Below are 16,987 nucleotides of genomic sequence, written 5' to 3'. Positions count from 1 at the left end.
GATCAAATCAAGCGCGAGAAGGGCGTTTGGTGAATGCCTTGGCAGTAAGAGGCGATGAAGGACGTGATACTCTGCGATAAGCTTTGGGAAGGTGAGAATAGCCGTTATACCCAGAGATTTCCGAATGGGGCAACCCACCTGACAGTTTGATATAATTGCCCATCGTGGCAGCTTATATCTTTCTGAGACAGGTATTTATAGACTGAATACATAGGTTTATAAAAGCAAACCCGGGGAACTGAAACATCTAAGTACCCGGAGGAAAGGACATCAATTGATACTCCCCTAGTAGCGGCGAGCGAACGGGGACCAGCCGAGCCTTGAGTGTGGATAGAATGTGTTGGAAAGCACAACCAGAGTGGGTGACAGTCCCGTATATGAAGCATGATAGGACGTATTAAGTAGGGCGGAACACGTGAAATTCTGTCTGAAGATCGGAGGACCACCTTCGAAGGCTAAGTACTCCTTACTGACCGATAGTGAACCAGTACCGTGAGGGAAAGGTGAAAAGCACCCCGACGAGGGGAGTGAAACAGTACCTGAAACCGAACGCCTACAATCAGTCGGAGGCCCCTTGCGGGCTGACGGCGTACCTTTTGTATAATGGGTCATCGACTTGGTCTATCTAGCAAGCTTAAGCCGTTAGGTGTAGGCGCAGCGAAAGCGAGTCTTAATAGGGCGTCGAGTTAGATGGATCAGACCCGAAACCGAGTGATCTAGGCATGGCCAGGTTGAAGGTGCAGTAACATGCACTGGAGGACCGAACCCACTTCTGTTGAAAAAGAACGGGATGAGCTGTGCCTAGGGGTGAAAGGCCAATCAAACTCGGAGATAGCTGGTTCTCTGCGAAATCTATTTAGGTAGAGCGTCATACGAATACTCTCGGGGGTAGAGCACTGAATGGGTAATGGGGGCCTACAGCCTTACTGATCCTAATCAAACTCCGAATACCGAGAAGTACTATATGGCAGACACACAGCGGATGCTAACGTCCGTTGTGGAGAGGGAAACAACCCTGACCTACAGCTAAGGCCCCTAATTCATGGCTAAGTGGGAAAGCAGGTGAGACGACCAAAACAACCAGGAGGTTGGCTTAGAAGCAGCCATCCTTTAAAGATAGCGTAACAGCTCACTGGTCTAAATTAAGTTGTCTTGCGGCGAAGATGTACCGGGGCTCAAGCCATGAGCCGAAGCTTAGGGTGTGCACTTTGTGCATGCGGTAGCAGAGCGTAGTGTGACATAGTTCCATGTCTCTTAACTCATTTGTTGTATTGTTTTGTCTGTTTGAGGCTGGTCCTCAAGTAGCGAAGCGGTAGGACATCAAAAATGAGTGTCGGAGACACGGAGCTTTCTGTGAAGCGGGCGCGTGAGCGATCCCGTGGAGAGATCACTAGTGAGAATGATGACATGAGTAGCGACAAACAGGGTGAGAGACCCTGTCGCCGAAAATCCAAGGGTTCCTGCTTAAAGCTAATCTGAGCAGGGTAAGCCGACCCCTAAGGCGAGGCCGAAAGGCGTAGTCGATGGGAACCAGGTTAATATTCCTGGGCCATGAGGTGGTGACGAATCTCGGAGGTAGTTCATCCTTATTGGATTGAATGGGCTGCTGAGAGGTTCCTGGAAATAGCCCCTCTATTAGATCGTACCCTAAACCGACACAGGTGGATAGGTAGAGCATACCAAGGCGCTTGAGAGAACGATGTTGAAGGAACTCGGCAAAATACCTCCGTAAGTTCGCGAGAAGGAGGCCCAGTTTCTACGCAAGTATTGACTGGGGGCACAAACCAGGGGGTGGCGACTGTTTACTAAAAACACAGGGCTCTGCGAAGTCGTAAGACGACGTATAGGGTCTGACGCCTGCCCGGTGCCTGAAGGTTAAAAGGAGAGGTGCAAGCCTTGAATTGAAGCCCAGGTAAACGGCGGCCGTAACTATAACGGTCCTAAGGTAGCGAAATTCCTTGTCGGGTAAGTTCCGACCTGCACGAATGGCGTAACGACTTCCCCGCTGTCTCCAACATCGACTCAGCGAAATTGAATTGCCTGTCAAGATGCAGGCTTCCCGCGGTTAGACGGAAAGACCCCGTGCACCTTTACTACAGCTTCACACTGGCATCAGGCACAATTTGTGCAGGATAGGTGGTGGGCTTTGAAGCAGGAACGCCAGTTTCTGTGGAGCCTCCCTTGAGATACCACCCTAATTCTGTTTGATGTCTAACCGCGGTCCGTTATCCGGATCCGGGACCCTGTGTGGCGGGTAGTTTGACTGGGGCGGTCGCCTCCTAAAGAGTAACGGAGGCGCGCGAAGGTTGGCTCAGAGCGGTCGGAAATCGCTCGTTGAGTGCAATGGCAGAAGCCAGCCTGACTGCGAGACTGACAAGTCGAGCAGAGTCGAAAGACGGCCATAGTGATCCGGTGGTCCCGAGTGGAAGGGCCATCGCTCAACGGATAAAAGGTACGCCGGGGATAACAGGCTGATACTGCCCAAGAGTCCATATCGACGGCAGTGTTTGGCACCTCGATGTCGGCTCATCTCATCCTGGGGCTGGAGCAGGTCCCAAGGGTACGGCTGTTCGCCGTTTAAAGAGGTACGTGAGCTGGGTTTAGAACGTCGTGAGACAGTTCGGTCCCTATCTGCCGTGGGTGTAGGATACTTGAGAGGAGTTGCCCCTAGTACGAGAGGACCGGGGTGAACGTTCCACTGGTGGACCAGTTGTCGTGCCAACGGCAGTGCTGGGTAGCTATGAACGGACAGGATAACCGCTGAAGGCATCTAAGCGGGAAGCCCCCCTCAAAACAAGGTATCCCTGAGGACCGTGGAAGACTACCACGTCGATAGGCCGGAGATGTAAGCGCAGCAATGCGTTCAGTTGACCGGTACTAATGGTCCGATAGGCTTGATTTGATCCAGTAGAAGATAGATCACCGCGATCACGTAAAGAGAGCGGTACAAAACGATACTGATAAATCAAAAGCATACACACCAGTGTACTGACTTGGAACCGGCGGTAAGCGACCTCAATCGGGGTGGCTATCGGCATTTGCTGTGCAAACGCCTGCCGCCGTTGATCGATATTTTGCAACGCAAAAATCGATCAACTTGGCTCTTTATTCGGTTTGGTGGTCACAGCACAAGTGAAACACCCGATCCCATCCCGAACTCGGAAGTTAAGCACTGTCGCGCCGATGGTACTGCGTCTCAAGACGTGGGAGAGTAGGTCGCCGCCAAACCTAATAAAAAGCCAAGAATCTCTCAATACGATGATAAAATAATCAAAACAAACAGCCCCTAAAATAACGGTAGTCCCGGCAGACAAACCGTATAAAACGACGAAAGCTGATCCATCCAAGATGCCAAGCTGCGCCAAGCGGCGTATCAACCCAAAGGCATCCGGCTCCAGGTACGTGATCTTGAAATGCTCTTGATTAAATGCTTTTGATGGGCGGCAATGAAGGCGTACTTCACTTTGCTTCCATCGCGAAGTACGCCGCCGCTTTTTAGGATGTCACGCCTCTTCGTGACGCGGGCCGGGTCCTTATTCAGCCGCCTCAACGCAGCCCCTTGGTCTATGACGCGTTGTGGCTTCCAAAATTTGACCAGCCACGCGTACAACGACCTAGGGCTCAGCTCAGCCTCTATGTCTGCGAAAGCTCGTCCGCCCACGGCGGGTTGGCACCGGCGCGCCCTACGGTGATCGCCGCAATGCGAGCCCCAAAGGCCAGGGCGGCGTGAAGTTGATTTGCGGTGATGTCGCGGATCGCCGTCTTGTTCAGCAGGTCCAGATCTGACAGCTTCGCCAATAGGCCAGCGTTGAATGTATCGCCCGCTCCGACCGTATCGACGACCGTTATCGGATCGCTTTTGGCCTCAGCCTCAACCCCTTCGGCGGTGAATGCAGCTGCGCCATCGGCCCCCTTGGTCACGATGACAATGGCGGGGCCTTCCTTCAGCAAAAAACCGGCCTTACGACGCAGATCATCGGGGCCGGGGTGAAGCCAATCAAGATCCTCGTCTGAAACTTTGATGATATCGGCCAGCGCGAACAGGCGGCGCAGGCGGGCGGTATAGCGGGCGGTATCCTCGATAAAGCCGGGGCGGATGTTTGGATCCAGCATCACAAGTCTGCCGGCAGCGCCCGTCTGGGCAAGCTGCGCATAAGTGTCGGCGCCCGGTTCACATGAAAGACTGATGCCGCCGAAATATAGTGCACTGATGTGGTCGGGCAGGGTCGGGAGATCGTCCGGTGAAATCATACGCCCGGCCGAGTTCTCGTCGAAGAAGGAATAGGCCGCATGGCCATCAGTCAGCTTCACGAAGGCCAGCGTAGTGTGCCGGTCGGATTTGATCACCAGCGATGTGTCCACATGGCTGTCGTGAAGGGCTGTTTGTAACTGGTTGCCAAAAATGTCGGACGATAACCCGGTCAGCAGCCCGACCTCGACCCCCAGCCGCCCCAGTGCGATGGCGGTGTTGAATACTGCCCCACCCGAATGTGGCACGAACCCGTCTGGCCCCGCTTTGGTCGGGGTGGGGATCATGTCGATCAACGCTTCGCCGCAGCACAAGATCATCTGTCAAACCTTCCGGTTGGGATGGGTTGTTTTAACGCTGAAATTCGGCTGTGTGTCAACGCCGCGCACCGCCGGTTCGATCCGGATTGGATGGATGGGGCAAGTAGGCTAAGGCTATAACGCAAATCAAACCGGAAATGCTTCTAGCCTGAAATCCCCACAAGGTTCTTTGATGACAGCATATGATCCCGCGCGACCACCCGCCCCGCGCCACCAGTTCAATACGGCAGAGCACCGCGACTGGCTTCGTGCCGACGCCCGGCGACAGTTTGCGTTTTTCAAGGCCAGTTCGCGATCGCGCGACGGGTATCATTTGCTTGACCATGACGGCCAGCCGCTGAAGACCGATGTGCAAGAGCTGCATACCACAACGCGGCTGGTTCATTCCTATGCTTTGGGCAAACTTGCCGGGGTGCCGGGTTGTGAGGCGATAATCGATCACGGTATGGCTTATCTGTGGGGGCATCATCGCGACTGTGATCATGGCGGATATCTGTGGGCGCTGAATGGCCCCAAGGTCACGAACGGGCGCAAGCTGGCCTATGGGCATGTCTTTGTTCTGCTGGCCGGTGCCAGTGCAAAACTGGCCGGACACTCAGATGCGGACAGATTGTTGGACGATGTGACCGCTATTCTTGAACGGCATTATTGGAAGGATGACGCCGGGCTGTTTGCCGACGAATGGGCGCGCGACTGGTCGCCGTTTTCGACCTATCGCGGGATGAATGCAAACATGCATGGGGTCGAGGCCCTATTGACCGCCTATGAAGCGACCGGTCGGGAACGGTATCGACAGCAGGCCGGGCGCATTTTGGATTTTTTTGTTGGCAAAATTGCCCCGCTTGAAAACTGGCGGTTGCCTGAACATTACACCGGCGATTGGCAGGTCGACCGTGATTACGCGGGCAACCCCATGTTTCGCCCTGCGGGCACCACGCCCGGTCACTCGTTCGAGCTGGCCCGACTATTGTTGCAATACTGGGACCTTAGCGGGCGACCCGATGATGCCTCGCGGGATGCCGCCTGGACTTTGACCGAGCAGGCATTGACAGATGCATGGGATCAACAGAAGGGCGGGCTGTTTTATACGCTGGATTTTGATGGATCACCCGCCATCTGTGATCGTTACTGGTGGCCTGTGACCGAGGCAATTGGCGTTCTTGCCAGTTTTCTGAAACTGGGCGGATCGAGTGCGCAACGTGATTGGTATGCCCGCCTGTGGCAGTTTGCAGACGAACATTTCATGGATCACGACAGGGGCGGTTGGTATCCTGAAATCGACAGCCAAGGCCAGCCCACAGCAACCCAATTCATGGGAAAGCCAGACATCTATCATTCGGTCCAAGCCAGCCTTTTTCCCTTGATTCCCACATTGTCCCGCATGACCGATCATCTGCCGGGCCTTTTGCGTGACTAACCCCGAAAAAGCTGTCCGTATGATGCGCATCATGGTGCACAATCGCCTGATCTGTGCCATAGGGCGGGCATCAAGGCACGGAGCGGTTAATCCGTTTCGTTACCCAACGGTACAACATGATGGAAAGAGGAACCCATGTATAAGAAGATTCTGGTCCCGATGGCGTTGGACCACGGCATCTCGCCCGAAACGCTGGAAATTGCACGCAGCTTGATGGCCGATGGCGGCGCAATCACCGCGCTGCATGTGCACGAAGCCCCGCATGCGTCCGTCAGCGCCTATCTGAATGACGATGTCATACAAGCCGGGCTGGACAACGCCCGCGATATCTTGAAGCAGAAAACCGCAGGAATGGATGGCGTGAAGCCGGTTCTTCTGTCGGGGCATACAGCACGCACGATCATCGACTATGCGCACGAGCATGACTTTGATTGCGTCGTGATCGGTTCGCACAAACCCGGTTTGAGCGATTTTTTCCTTGGTTCGACCGCTGCGCGGGTGGTGCGCCATTGCCGCTGCGCGGTGCATGTTCAGCGAACGCGTGATTGATCACCGCGCCGCCCAAGTGTTCTAATATACCCCCATCCCCCGGTTGTATCTGGGGGGTGAGCGGTTGATCCGAGAGCCTCTTGAAAAAGTAGTATCCGGATGTCTTTTGATGCCTGCGATATGCGGCCTGGCCCTTGGATTTCTTACCCAGTTGACCAGCGCTTTATGGGTGATCGCGTATTGGCCGCATCGGGAACTTTCCGAAGCAACAGATCCCGCGCCTACGCGACAGCGGCCAGTCGGTGTGTTTTCATTAACCGTTATCGGGTTGGTCAAGCAGTCCTTGCATCTTCTCGACAGCCGCGCTCATGGTTTCCTCAACCCCGATGCGGACCCGGTCGGCTAGATCTACGAATTGCTCCAAGAACGGCTCAAGGGCCGGGACGCGTTCCGCGATCACAGGTGCGAAAATGTAAAGAATTGCCAACAGGCAGGCGATAACAATCACAAGTATGAACCCGCGACGAAATCCCGTCGTGCCGGGCGTCGCGTCTGTATCAGGTTCAGGCGTTGCAACGGCGGCTTGCCCGTCCGGCGCATCGAGGGTCGAGTTAATCTCCTCGATATCCGGCAGAACGTTGCGACCTTTCATCTCGTCCGGGGCCAGCGGTTGATCATCCCCATTGTCCGACCCATCGCCGGATTGGCCTGTCGCAGTATCGCGCGCGGCCTCGTCCTCTGTTGGGCCGGGCGCTTCGTCAAGACCAAGGTCAGTCTGGGTCTCAAGCGCCTCGCGGTCTTCTTCACGGGCGGAGCGTTCGCGTTCGGCTTCTTCGTGAAGAATGCTGCGCACATTGTCGTCCAACTGCCGTGCAGGCATGGCGGCAGGCGCATCGGCCCCGTCATTGTCGTCATCATCATCATCGACCGACTCATCGACAGAGGCTTCTTCATCCAGCGCATCGGGACTGACGGATGTTTCGGTATCCTTTTCACCTGCGTCGTCTTCGTCGATATCTTCTATATCGTCGAATGGCGATGGGGTTGCGACATCTTCTTCCTGAGGCTCAACTTCTTTCGATTCGACACTAGGAGGCACCTGGAACCACGCATGTCCGCAGTTCGAACATTGTACGTCACGCCCAGTTTCGGGCATCACACGATCATCCACCTCGTACTGAGCGCCGCAATTCGGGCAAACCAGACGCATACTATTCCCTCGATCCCCGACGCTTCGCGGGGTTTTCCTGCCGTTACCGGATCAATATGTCAGTTTCACCTCGAAAATCAAACCATTGCAAGCTCTGCATTGAAACAAATGCAAGGCTGAGGCAAAACGGTCGCCAAACAAGAAGCGAGGACCGCGCGTGATCGAGCTGGAACAAGTGTCCTATGGATACGGGGATACGACCCTTTTATCGGACATCTCACTGCAACTGGCGCCGGGGTCTTTTCACTTCCTGACCGGGCCATCGGGGGCTGGCAAAACCACATTGATCAAGCTGTGCTACGGCGCGCTGATCGCCACGAAAGGAAGGGTGTCGCTGTTCGATCGTGATGCGCAGCAAATGTCGCGTGACGATGTGGCCAAGGCCCGTCGCCGGATTGGTGTGGTGCATCAGGATTGCCAGTTCCTCGATCACCTCAGTGTGGCCGAGAATGTATCGCTGCCCCTGACCGTGTCGGGCCGCAGTCTTGCCGACCCGTCCGAATTGGACGATCTGCTGGCTTGGGTCGGTCTGTCCACGCAGCGCGACGCCAAGCCGCCCCAGCTTTCCGGCGGCGAACGACAGCGTGCGGCCCTGGCCCGCGCCGTGGTGATGTCGCCCGACGTCATTCTGGCGGACGAGCCCACTGGCAACGTGGATTGGGAAATGTCGCTCAGGCTGCTGACGCTTCTGGTCGAGCTGAACCGCATGGGCAAGACCGTCCTGATCGCCACCCACGACATGAACCTGATCCGGTCTGCCAAAGCGCAGGTGCAGGCGCGGGTCTTGCGGATTTCGAACAAAAATGTTCACCAGGCAGGAGCGGACCTATGAAAGCGCGGCTCAGCACGTTGATGCATTTTCTGGCCGGTGATGCGCAGGCCGACCGGGTCGTTCCGCCGACAGGTTATACCGCCCGGCTGACCGTGTTTGCGGCCGCGTCGATGGCGTTTCTGGCGGTGTTTGCCTTGGCGTTGTCTTTGGCAACGGGCCGTTTGGCGGACAGCTGGGGCGACGCGCTTGCGAAAAGCTCGACCATCCGCATCACTGCGCCCTTGGATCAAATGGATGCACAGGTGCTTGCCGTGATGGAGGTGCTGGCCACGACCCCCGGCGTGAAAGACGCGCGGCCCCTAAGCGATGACGAACAACGCGCCTTGCTCGCGCCGTGGTTCGGGCCTGACCTGCCGTTGGATCAATTGCCTATCCCGAAACTGGTCGAGGTGATCGAGGATGCCGAAGGTTTCGACCCCGAAGGGCTGCGCGCGCGACTGGCGGGCGAAGCGCCCGGCGCCATTCTTGACGATCACGCTCGATGGCGTGAACCGCTGGTGCGGGCGGCGACCCGCCTGCGCGCATTGGGTCTGGTTGCCATCGTGTTGATCACGGCGCTGGCAGGGGTGGTGATCACGCTGGCAGCATCTGCTGCGCTGTCCGCCAATGAACAGGTCATCCGCGTCTTGCGTCTTGTTGGCGCTCAAGACAACTATATCACCCGTGCCTTCGTCCGCCGCTATACCCTGCGCGCGCTGGGCGGGGCTGTCGTGGGCACAACGTTGGGTGCTCTGGCCATTTTTCTGATGCCATCGGTTGGGGACCAAGGAAATTTCTTGACCGGGATCGGATTCCAACGGTGGGAATGGCTGTGGCCGGCGTTGATCCCGTTGTTTGCAGCACTTGTCGCCTTTCTTGCGACTCGCCAAACAGCCAAAAACGTCTTGCAGGAGAAACGTTGATGCGTGACGCGATCCAATGGCTTCGATCACTGTTTTTCATCATGCAGATGTATCTGATGATGGCGGTGCTGGCGGTGTTCTTCACGCCGCTTGCCATGGTAAATCGCGATTACGCGTTTTCGGCCATTCATACCTATTGCCGCTGGGTGCGTTGGACGGCGGGTTGGATGATTGGGTTGCGTACTGAAATCCGGGGCGCTCCGCCAACTGACGAGGTGATTATCGCGTCAAAACACCAGAGCTTTCTGGACATTATTATGATTACCTCGGCCGTGCCACGCCCGAAATTCATCATGAAGAAGCAACTGAAATGGGCCCCGATCCTGGGATATTACGCGCAACGCATCGGGTGCGTGGCCGTTGATCGTGGTAAACGTGGCACGGCGATCAAGCAGATGATGGCGGATGTGAAAACGGGCGCGGCGCTGCCCGGTCAGCTGATCATCTTTCCCCAAGGCACGCGCGTCGCGGCGGGAGAGGCCAAGCCATATAAGATCGGGACAGGAGTCCTCTATCGTGAGACAGGGCAACCCTGTGTACCAGCCTCGACCAATGTAGGCGTGTTTTGGAAGCGTCATGGGATCATGCGCCATCCTGGCCTTGCCGTGGTTGAATTTCACCCGCAGATCGAGCCAGGGTTGAAACTGGCCTTGTTCATGAAACAGTTGGAAGATGTGATCGAAACTGGATCAAACGCCCTGATGAAAGAGGCGGGGCTTGAGGTGAAGCACGATGGAATATCTGACCACAATTAAAGATCTGGAAGCCCTTTACGGCACGCCCGGCGAAGCTTCCAAAATCAAGGTGTCGCATCACCTGACACCGACCTACCGCGATTGGATCATGGCCTCGCGCTTCTGTGTTCTGTCGACCGTGGGGCCGGAAGGCGCCGATGGCAGTCCACGCGGCGATGATGGACCCGTGGTGGCGGAGCTTGACGCGCAAACCCTTGCTCTGCCCGATTGGCGTGGCAATGAACGGATCGACAGTCTGCGCAACATAGTCAATGATCCACGCGTGTCGCTGATGTTCATGGTGCCGGGGTCAAACAATGTGGTGCGCGTGAATGGCGAAGCGCGCCTGACTGCCGATGCCACCTTGCGCGCCCGGTTCCAGAAGGCCGGCAAGCAACCTCGAACGGTTGTCGTGATCCGCGTCCACGAAATCTACTCTCAATGCGGCCGTGCAATACTGCGCGCAGGTTTGTGGACGTCGGGCGATGAAAGTGCCGGGCTGCCGACGGTGGGGGATATGCTCAAAGAAATGACCGCGGACGATTTTGACGGGGCCACCTATGATAAGGAATGGCCGGACCGCGCAAAATCCAGCATGTGGTGAAAGTCCGCGCCCTTAACCCGCGCTGAATTGGTCGAACGCTTCGCGTGCCTTGGCGCTGTAGGCAATCGACGGGCCACCGCCCATATAGGACGCCATCGCCAGCGCCTCGTTCATTTCGTCGCGGGTCGCGCCCAGTCGCACGAGTGATCGCACATGAAAACCGATGCAACTGTCGCAGCGGGTCGAGATGGCGATGCCAAGCGCAATGAATTCCTTGGTCTTTTCACTTAGCGCACCGTCGGTTTTGGCAGCAGCGCCCATCTGCGCGAAACCCTTCATCGTTGCGGGGATACCATTGGCAAGATGATTGGTGCCGACTTCAATATCGGCAAGAAATGCTTTCCAGTCCATGGTGGCCTCCTGTCCGGTGGGCGTGCTTAGGCTGCCAGCCCTTTTTCACCCATTTTCAGGAACTTCTCGCGGCGCTCTTTCATCAGCGCGTCGCCTTTATGGCGCTTTTTCAGCGATTTCAGCTCGGCTCCGATCGCCTTGCCAACCGCTTGAATGGCATCAACCCGCCCGCGTTGTGCGCCACCCAGCGGTTCGGGGATGATCTGGTCAATGACACCCAGTTGTTTCAGGTCTTGCGCGGTCAGGCGCAGGGCTTCGGCGGCTTCGCGCATCTTTTCGGCATCTTTCCACAGGATTGACGCGCACCCTTCCGGGCTGATTACCGAATAAATCGAATGCTCTAGCATCATCACGGTGTTGGCGGTGGCCAAGGCGACCGCCCCACCTGAACCACCCTCGCCAATGATGACCGAGATTACCGGCGATTTCACATTCAGGCTGCGTTCGGTCGACCGGGCGATCGCCTCGGCCTGGCCGCGTTCTTCCGCGCCTTTGCCAGGATACGCTCCGGGCGTGTCCACCAACATCACGATGGGCAGGCCAAAACGGTCGGCCAGATCCATCAGGCGGATGGCCTTGCGATAGCCTTCGGGCCGCGCCATGCCGAAATTGCGTTCAATGCGTGATTTGGTGTCGTTGCCCTTTTCCTGCCCGATCACGACAACGGGAATGTCGTCAAGCCGGGCCAAACCGCCCATCACCGCATGGTCGTCAGCGAAGTTCCGGTCGCCGGCCAGTGGGGTGTATTCGGTAAACAGTGCCTCAATATAGTCTTTGCAGTTCGGGCGATCGGGATGGCGCGCAACCTGGCATTTGCGCCAGGGCGACATATCCTTGTAAAGCTCTTTCAACAGCGTGCCGGCCTTGGTGTCCAGCGCGGCGGCTTCGCCTTCCACGTCCATCTCTTTATTGGCGCGGGCAAGGGCGCGCAGCTCTTCAGCTTTGCCTTCGATTTCTGCCAGCGGTTTTTCGAACTCAAGATAGTTGGTCATAGGTCAGCCTGATTGCGTGTCTGTCCCCCGCTATATGCCGCTTGCGGCGCGGCAATACAACTGTTGCTCTGATTTCCGCGGCGCAAATTGGTGCGGGATGTGGGCATTTTCCACCCCCCTCAACCCGCGCCGGTTTCCGATGCGACTGGTTTGCCTGCGCTGCGACAGTCCGCACCAAAGACACAGGCCCCACATGAGGGGGGACTTTCTGGAATGACGCAAAAAATCAGCTGTTGGCGATCAACTCGGCCTGCGCCACGATCACCTCGGCCTGCTTGATCGACGCGATGTCGACTAGGCGACCCTTGTAAACCGTAGCGCCTTCGCCCTTGCTCTTGGCCTCTTCCATCGCTGCCAGAATTTCGCGGGCCTCGGCGACGGCTTCGTCTGACGGGGTGAATACCTCGTTGGCAAGTGCAATTTGCTTGGGGTGAATGGCCCATTTGCCCACCATCCCCAGAGTGGCCGAACGTTTGGCCTGCGCGATGAAACCCTCGTCATCCGAGAAGTCGCCGAAAGGTCCATCCACCGGCAAAACCCCGTGTGTGCGACAGGCCGCGACAATGGCGGCTTGTGCCCAATGCCACGGATCGGACCAGTGCTTTTCTCCATCGCGCAGCATGTAGTAGTTTTCCTGCGTCCCACCGATCCCGGTGGTCTGCATTCCCATCGATGCGGCAAAGTCAGCCGCGCCCAGCGACATGGCTTGAAGGCGTGGTGAAGCTGCCGCGATTGCTTCGACATGCGCGATGCCGGCGGCGCTTTCGATGATTACCTCGAAGCTGATGGGTTTGGTTCGACCTTTCGCGCGCTCAATCGCCGTGACCAGTGCATCGACGGCATAGATGTCTTCGGCGCAGCCCACTTTGGGGATCATGATCTGATCCAGACGGCCGCCAGCCTGTTCCAGCAGATCGACCACGTCGCGATACCAATAGGGCGTGTCCAGCCCGTTAATGCGAACCGAAAGGTATTTGTTGCCCCAGTCGACGGTGTTGATCGCCTCGATCGCGTTGGCGCGCGCCATATCCTTGTCTGAGGGTGCGACGCTATCCTCAAGGTCTATGTTGATGACGTCCGCTGCCGATGTCGCCATCTTCGCGAACAATTTTGTATTCGAGGCCGGGCCAAACAACTGGCAGCGGTTGGGGCGGGCCGGGGCGGCGGGTTGGATGCGGAAGGACATGCAGCACCTTTCAGTAAGGATATTACGACTTCTCGACTGCAATCGTTATTAAATTACTGACTGGCTGGCAAGGTTATTTTGCACCTGCAGAAAGGAGTCGTGCGGCGGCGCAGCAGGTGGAAGATTCTGGTGGGCTTCATAACGGAATTGGGGAAATATTCGATTATATACGACAAAATCCGAAGAATATTTTGAAATAGCTTTTAGAAGCGCTGATTTTGCAAGGAATTGTCGTGATTTTCGACGGAATATTCCTCAAACATGTTTACGGGGCGCGAATATGATCAAGACACCTTACCTTCTGTTTCTGGGCGATGTGCCCGACCAATTGTCGGCGAAAGTCGCGCAGGGCATCAAAGATTGGCGACCCGAGAACGCCGTAGGCCAATTGCGCCTGGACGGCTGCGGTGCGGACCTTGGCTTGGCCGACATGACCTTGGCCGAAGCGAAAGAAGCGGGGGCAAAGACGCTGGTCATTGGCGTGGCCAATCGGGGTGGTGTAATCTCTCCGGAGTGGAAAAAGATGCTGGTGATGGCGCTTGAGGAAGGGTTCGACCTTGCCTCGGGCCTGCACAACCTGTTGCGCGACGAACGCGATCTGGTGGCGGTGGCCGAAGCGACCGGGCAAGAGCTGCATGATGTGCGCCTGCCTGAAGTCAAATACCCTATTGCCAACGGCAAGAAACGCACCGGCAAGCGCTGTCTGGCCGTGGGTACGGATTGCTCGATCGGCAAAATGTATACCGCGCTGGCGATGGATAAACTGATGCGCGAACGCGGGATGAAATCGACTTTTCGCGCCACTGGGCAAACCGGTATTCTGATCACCGGGGACGGTGCGCCATTGGACGCGGTGGTGGCGGATTTCATGGCGGGATCGGTTGAATATATCTCGCCCGACAACGACCCCGACCACTGGGATTTGATCGAGGGGCAGGGATCGCTGTTCCATGCCTCGTATTCCGGGGTGACGATGGCACTGATCCATGGCGGCCAGCCCGATGCGCTGATCCTGTGCCACGAACCCACGCGCGAGCATATGCGCGGACTGCCCGATTATCAGCTTCCATCGCTGGAAGACCTGCGCGATGTTGCCTTGACCTTGGCAAAGGTGGTCAACCCGGCCTGTCAGGTCATCGGTATTTCGGTCAACACCCAACATATGGCCGAGGATGCCGCTACCGCCTATCTGGCAGAGCTTGAAGCCAAGATGGGCCTGCCCGCCACCGATCCGTTCCGGTTCGGGGCCGACAAGCTGGTGGATGCGCTGGCGGCTGTATAAACTGCCAGTTCAGGCTAAACAGGGGGCAGACATGGAAATTTCAATCACGGCAGATGTCTTCAAGCTGGCGCAGGTGTTCACCATTTCGCGCGGGTCACGGACCGAGGCGAAGGTGCTGACTGTTCGGGTCACGGATGGCGATCATCAAGGCTGGGGCGAATGTGTGCCCTATGCGCGCTATGGCGAGACACTTGAAAGCGTTACGGATCAGATCATGGGTCTGCCCGCTGATGTGACGCGTCAGACACTGCTGGACCGTCTGCCAGCAGGCGCCGCGCGCAACGCGGTGGATTGTGCCTTGTGGGATCTTGAGGCCAAGCGCGCGGGTAAACGTGTCTGGGAACTGGCAGGCTTGCCTGCGCCGAAGCCCGAGATCACCGCCTATACCCTGTCACTGGCCGAACCAGCCGAGATGCAGGCGCAGGCTGCAAAACACGCCCATCGCCCGCTTCTGAAGATCAAGCTGGGCACCCCCGACGACATGGCGCGGCTTGAGGCCGTGCGCAAAGGGGCACCCAAGGCCCGCATCATCGTGGACGCGAACGAAGGGTGGTCGGCCGATGTCTATGCCGACCTTGCCCCGCATCTTGTGCGACTGGGCGTCGATCTGGTCGAACAACCTCTGCCAGCGGGTGAAGATGATGCGCTGATCGGGATGGAGCGCCCGGTACCGGTCTGCGCCGATGAAAGCTGCCATGACCGCGACAGCCTGCCGGGACTGAAGGGCAAGTATGACGTCGTAAACATCAAGCTGGACAAGACCGGCGGCCTGACCGAGGCGCTGGCGTTGCGTGATGCCGCTTTGGCCGATGGTTACAAGGTCATGGTTGGCTGCATGGTGGGGTCGTCGCTGGCGATGGCGCCTGCCACGTTGGTCGCGCAGGGCGCGATGGTGACGGATCTGGACGGACCGCTTTTGCTGGCCGAAGATCGCGACACGCCGCTGTTGTTCGACGACAAAGGCGTTCACCCGCCATCGGCCAAGCTGTGGGGGTAAGGTATCTAGCTGCGCCCCGCGATCTGGGTCAGGAACACGCCGACCCCCATGACCGCGATGCCTGCCATCCGCCAGAATGTCAGCGGGCTGGGTTGCGCGCCAAACAGACCGAAATGGTCGATGGCCGCGGCAGAAATCAACTGCCCCAACAGCACGAAAAACACCGCGTTTCCAACCCCGAAACTAGGCGCGACCCAAGTGATCGTCAGCACATAAAATGCCACAAGGCAGCCTGCGAAAAACAGGTGCAGCGGCGCGCCGATGGCCCCCCTCAGCGACCCGCCAGAGGCCAGGAACACACCCCCGGTTGTCGCAAGCGCCACCAGAAACAGGATTACCCCTGCCGCGATTGGCGATCCCATGCGCTGCCCCAGTGCTGCGTTCAGGGCAGCCAGCACCGGGATGCCGATCCCTGCGGTCAGCATGATGACGGCGGAATGTGTTGCGCTTGGCATGGTATTTCCCTTTTGCATCTGTCGCAGGGCCGAGTATCAACAGCCAAAACAGGAAACGCTGTGCGGGTCAACGCGCCCGCAACGTCACACCAAGGAGACCTGACATGACCCGCACCGTCTACGTGAACGGAGAGTACCTGCCTGAAACCGACGCAAAGATCTCGATCTTCGACCGTGGCTTTCTGTTCGCAGATGCCGTGTACGAGGTGACAAGCGTTCTGGGTGGCAAACTGATTGCGTTTGACGGCCACGCCCAGCGGCTGAAACGGTCGTTGAACGAGTTGGGTATCGAAAACCCGATTACGACCGACGATCTGCTTGAGGTCCATCGCGAGCTGGTGCGTCTGAACGATATCGACGAGGGGTTGATCTATCTGCAAATCTCGCGCGGGGCGCCGGGGGATCGTGATTTCGTGTTTCCGAACCCCGACGAGGTCAAGCCGACCGTGGTCTTGTTCACGCAAGCAAAGCCGGGGCTGGCAAAGTCGGTGAAGCCTATGACAGTGATCTCGATCGACGATATTCGGTGGGGGCGACGGGACATCAAGACGGTGCAGCTTCTTTATCCCTCGATGGGGAAAATGATGGCGCAGGCGGCGGGCGCTGATGACGCTTGGATGATCGAAGACGGCTATGTGACCGAGGGCACGTCAAACAACGTCTATATCGTGAAGGATGGCAAGATCATCACGCGCGGGTTGTCCAACGACATCCTGCACGGGATTACCCGCGCCGCCGTTCTGCGTTATGCCGAGGAAGCGCAGATGGAGGTTGAAGAACGCAGCTTCACCATCGAAGAAGCACAGAACGCGGACGAGGCTTTCTATACGTCAGCGTCCGGTTTTGTGATGCCCGTGGTGCAGATCGATGGCGTTGTGCTGGGCGAGGGCGAACCTGGCCGGGTGGCGACACGGCTTCGCGAGATCTATATCGACGAAAGCCTGAAATCGGCGGTATAGTCCGGCGG

The 16,987-nt window shown here is 57.3% G+C and carries 15 protein-coding genes and 2 rRNA genes; 11 read left to right on the top strand and 6 right to left on the bottom strand.

Annotated features, from left to right (window positions below; genetic code table 11):
- The first annotated feature begins 5 nt into the window (after positions 1–5).
- Positions 6–2,902 (top strand): 23S ribosomal RNA (locus tag MN186_RS13940).
- Positions 2,903–3,113: 211 nt separating this feature from the next.
- A 5S ribosomal RNA gene (gene rrf, locus MN186_RS13935) occupies positions 3,114–3,228 on the top strand.
- 405 nt (positions 3,229–3,633) lie between these two features.
- Here rrf and MN186_RS13930 read toward each other — a convergent pair.
- Positions 3,634–4,569: a carbohydrate kinase family protein gene (locus MN186_RS13930; RefSeq protein ID WP_242114968.1), complete on the bottom strand. Its 936-nt coding sequence runs from the start codon at positions 4,567–4,569 to the stop codon at positions 3,634–3,636.
- A gap of 172 nt (positions 4,570–4,741) precedes the next feature.
- On the opposite strand from MN186_RS13930, the gene MN186_RS13925 reads away from it, so the two are divergent.
- Positions 4,742–5,986 carry an AGE family epimerase/isomerase gene (locus MN186_RS13925; protein ID WP_242114967.1) on the top strand — a complete coding sequence of 415 codons (1,245 nt, stop codon included), beginning with the start codon at positions 4,742–4,744 and terminating at the stop codon, positions 5,984–5,986.
- 135 nt (positions 5,987–6,121) lie between these two features.
- Complete coding sequence (locus MN186_RS13920) at positions 6,122–6,535, top strand: universal stress protein (protein ID WP_242114966.1); 414 nt, start codon at positions 6,122–6,124, stop codon at positions 6,533–6,535.
- Positions 6,536–6,788: 253 nt separating this feature from the next.
- Here the strand turns inward: MN186_RS13920 and MN186_RS13915 are convergent, their stop codons facing one another.
- On the bottom strand, positions 6,789–7,685 hold the full coding sequence (locus MN186_RS13915) for a zinc-ribbon domain-containing protein (RefSeq protein ID WP_242114965.1): 897 nt from the start codon (positions 7,683–7,685) through the stop codon (positions 6,789–6,791).
- 157 nt (positions 7,686–7,842) lie between these two features.
- Here MN186_RS13915 and MN186_RS13910 point away from each other — a divergent pair, with 157 nt between their 5' ends.
- The 4 genes from MN186_RS13910 to MN186_RS13895 are packed head-to-tail and all read left to right on the top strand — an operon-like array spanning position 7,843 to position 10,757.
- Positions 7,843–8,517, top strand: coding sequence for a cell division ATP-binding protein FtsE (locus MN186_RS13910; protein WP_242114964.1), 675 nt, complete (start codon positions 7,843–7,845; stop codon positions 8,515–8,517).
- Positions 8,514–9,419, top strand: a complete 906-nt coding sequence (locus MN186_RS13905) for a cell division protein FtsX (protein ID WP_242114963.1) — start codon at positions 8,514–8,516, stop codon at positions 9,417–9,419. Before MN186_RS13910 ends, MN186_RS13905 begins: the two co-directional genes overlap by 4 nt.
- Positions 9,419–10,174 carry a lysophospholipid acyltransferase family protein gene (locus MN186_RS13900; protein WP_242114962.1) on the top strand — a complete coding sequence of 252 codons (756 nt, stop codon included), beginning with the start codon at positions 9,419–9,421 and terminating at the stop codon, positions 10,172–10,174. The genes MN186_RS13905 and MN186_RS13900 overlap by 1 nt, the downstream gene beginning before the upstream one ends.
- Positions 10,152–10,757, top strand: a complete 606-nt coding sequence (locus MN186_RS13895) for a pyridoxamine 5'-phosphate oxidase family protein (RefSeq protein WP_242114961.1) — start codon at positions 10,152–10,154, stop codon at positions 10,755–10,757. Before MN186_RS13900 ends, MN186_RS13895 begins: the two co-directional genes overlap by 23 nt.
- Before the next feature lie 12 nt (positions 10,758–10,769).
- Here the strand turns inward: MN186_RS13895 and MN186_RS13890 are convergent, their stop codons facing one another.
- The 3 genes from MN186_RS13890 to MN186_RS13880 all read right to left on the bottom strand — a co-directional run bounded on the left by MN186_RS13890 (position 10,770) and on the right by MN186_RS13880 (position 13,286).
- Positions 10,770–11,108, bottom strand: a complete 339-nt coding sequence (locus tag MN186_RS13890) for a carboxymuconolactone decarboxylase family protein (RefSeq protein ID WP_242114960.1) — start codon at positions 11,106–11,108, stop codon at positions 10,770–10,772.
- A 26-nt stretch (positions 11,109–11,134) separates the two neighbouring features.
- Entirely contained in the window at positions 11,135–12,100 is a 966-nt protein-coding gene (locus MN186_RS13885) for an acetyl-CoA carboxylase carboxyltransferase subunit alpha (RefSeq protein WP_242114959.1), read from the bottom strand.
- A gap of 226 nt (positions 12,101–12,326) precedes the next feature.
- Positions 12,327–13,286, bottom strand: coding sequence for an L-malyl-CoA/beta-methylmalyl-CoA lyase (locus tag MN186_RS13880; RefSeq protein WP_242114958.1), 960 nt, complete (start codon positions 13,284–13,286; stop codon positions 12,327–12,329).
- A 280-nt stretch (positions 13,287–13,566) separates the two neighbouring features.
- Between MN186_RS13880 and dgcN the strand changes: the two genes are divergently transcribed.
- Both dgcN and dgcA read left to right on the top strand, forming a co-directional pair.
- Positions 13,567–14,568: an N-acetyltransferase DgcN gene (gene dgcN / locus MN186_RS13875; protein ID WP_242114957.1), complete on the top strand. Its 1,002-nt coding sequence runs from the start codon at positions 13,567–13,569 to the stop codon at positions 14,566–14,568.
- A 31-nt stretch (positions 14,569–14,599) separates the two neighbouring features.
- On the top strand, positions 14,600–15,565 hold the full coding sequence (gene dgcA, locus MN186_RS13870) for an N-acetyl-D-Glu racemase DgcA (RefSeq protein ID WP_242114956.1): 966 nt from the start codon (positions 14,600–14,602) through the stop codon (positions 15,563–15,565).
- A 5-nt stretch (positions 15,566–15,570) separates the two neighbouring features.
- On the opposite strand, the gene MN186_RS13865 is transcribed toward dgcA, so the two are convergent.
- A complete protein-coding gene (locus MN186_RS13865) occupies positions 15,571–16,020 on the bottom strand; it encodes a DMT family transporter (RefSeq protein ID WP_242114955.1) in 450 nt (149 codons plus the stop codon).
- Positions 16,021–16,124: 104 nt separating this feature from the next.
- Here MN186_RS13865 and MN186_RS13860 point away from each other — a divergent pair, with 104 nt between their 5' ends.
- On the top strand, positions 16,125–16,979 hold the full coding sequence (locus MN186_RS13860; protein ID WP_242114954.1) for a D-amino-acid transaminase: 855 nt from the start codon (positions 16,125–16,127) through the stop codon (positions 16,977–16,979).
- Positions 16,980–16,987: the final 8 nt, after the last annotated feature.

Origin of the sequence: Aliiroseovarius sediminis, from assembly GCF_022678485.1 — a bacterium.
Classification (GTDB): Bacteria; Pseudomonadota; Alphaproteobacteria; order Rhodobacterales; family Rhodobacteraceae; genus Aliiroseovarius; species Aliiroseovarius sediminis.
This window is presented reverse-complemented; position numbering and strand designations above follow the sequence as displayed.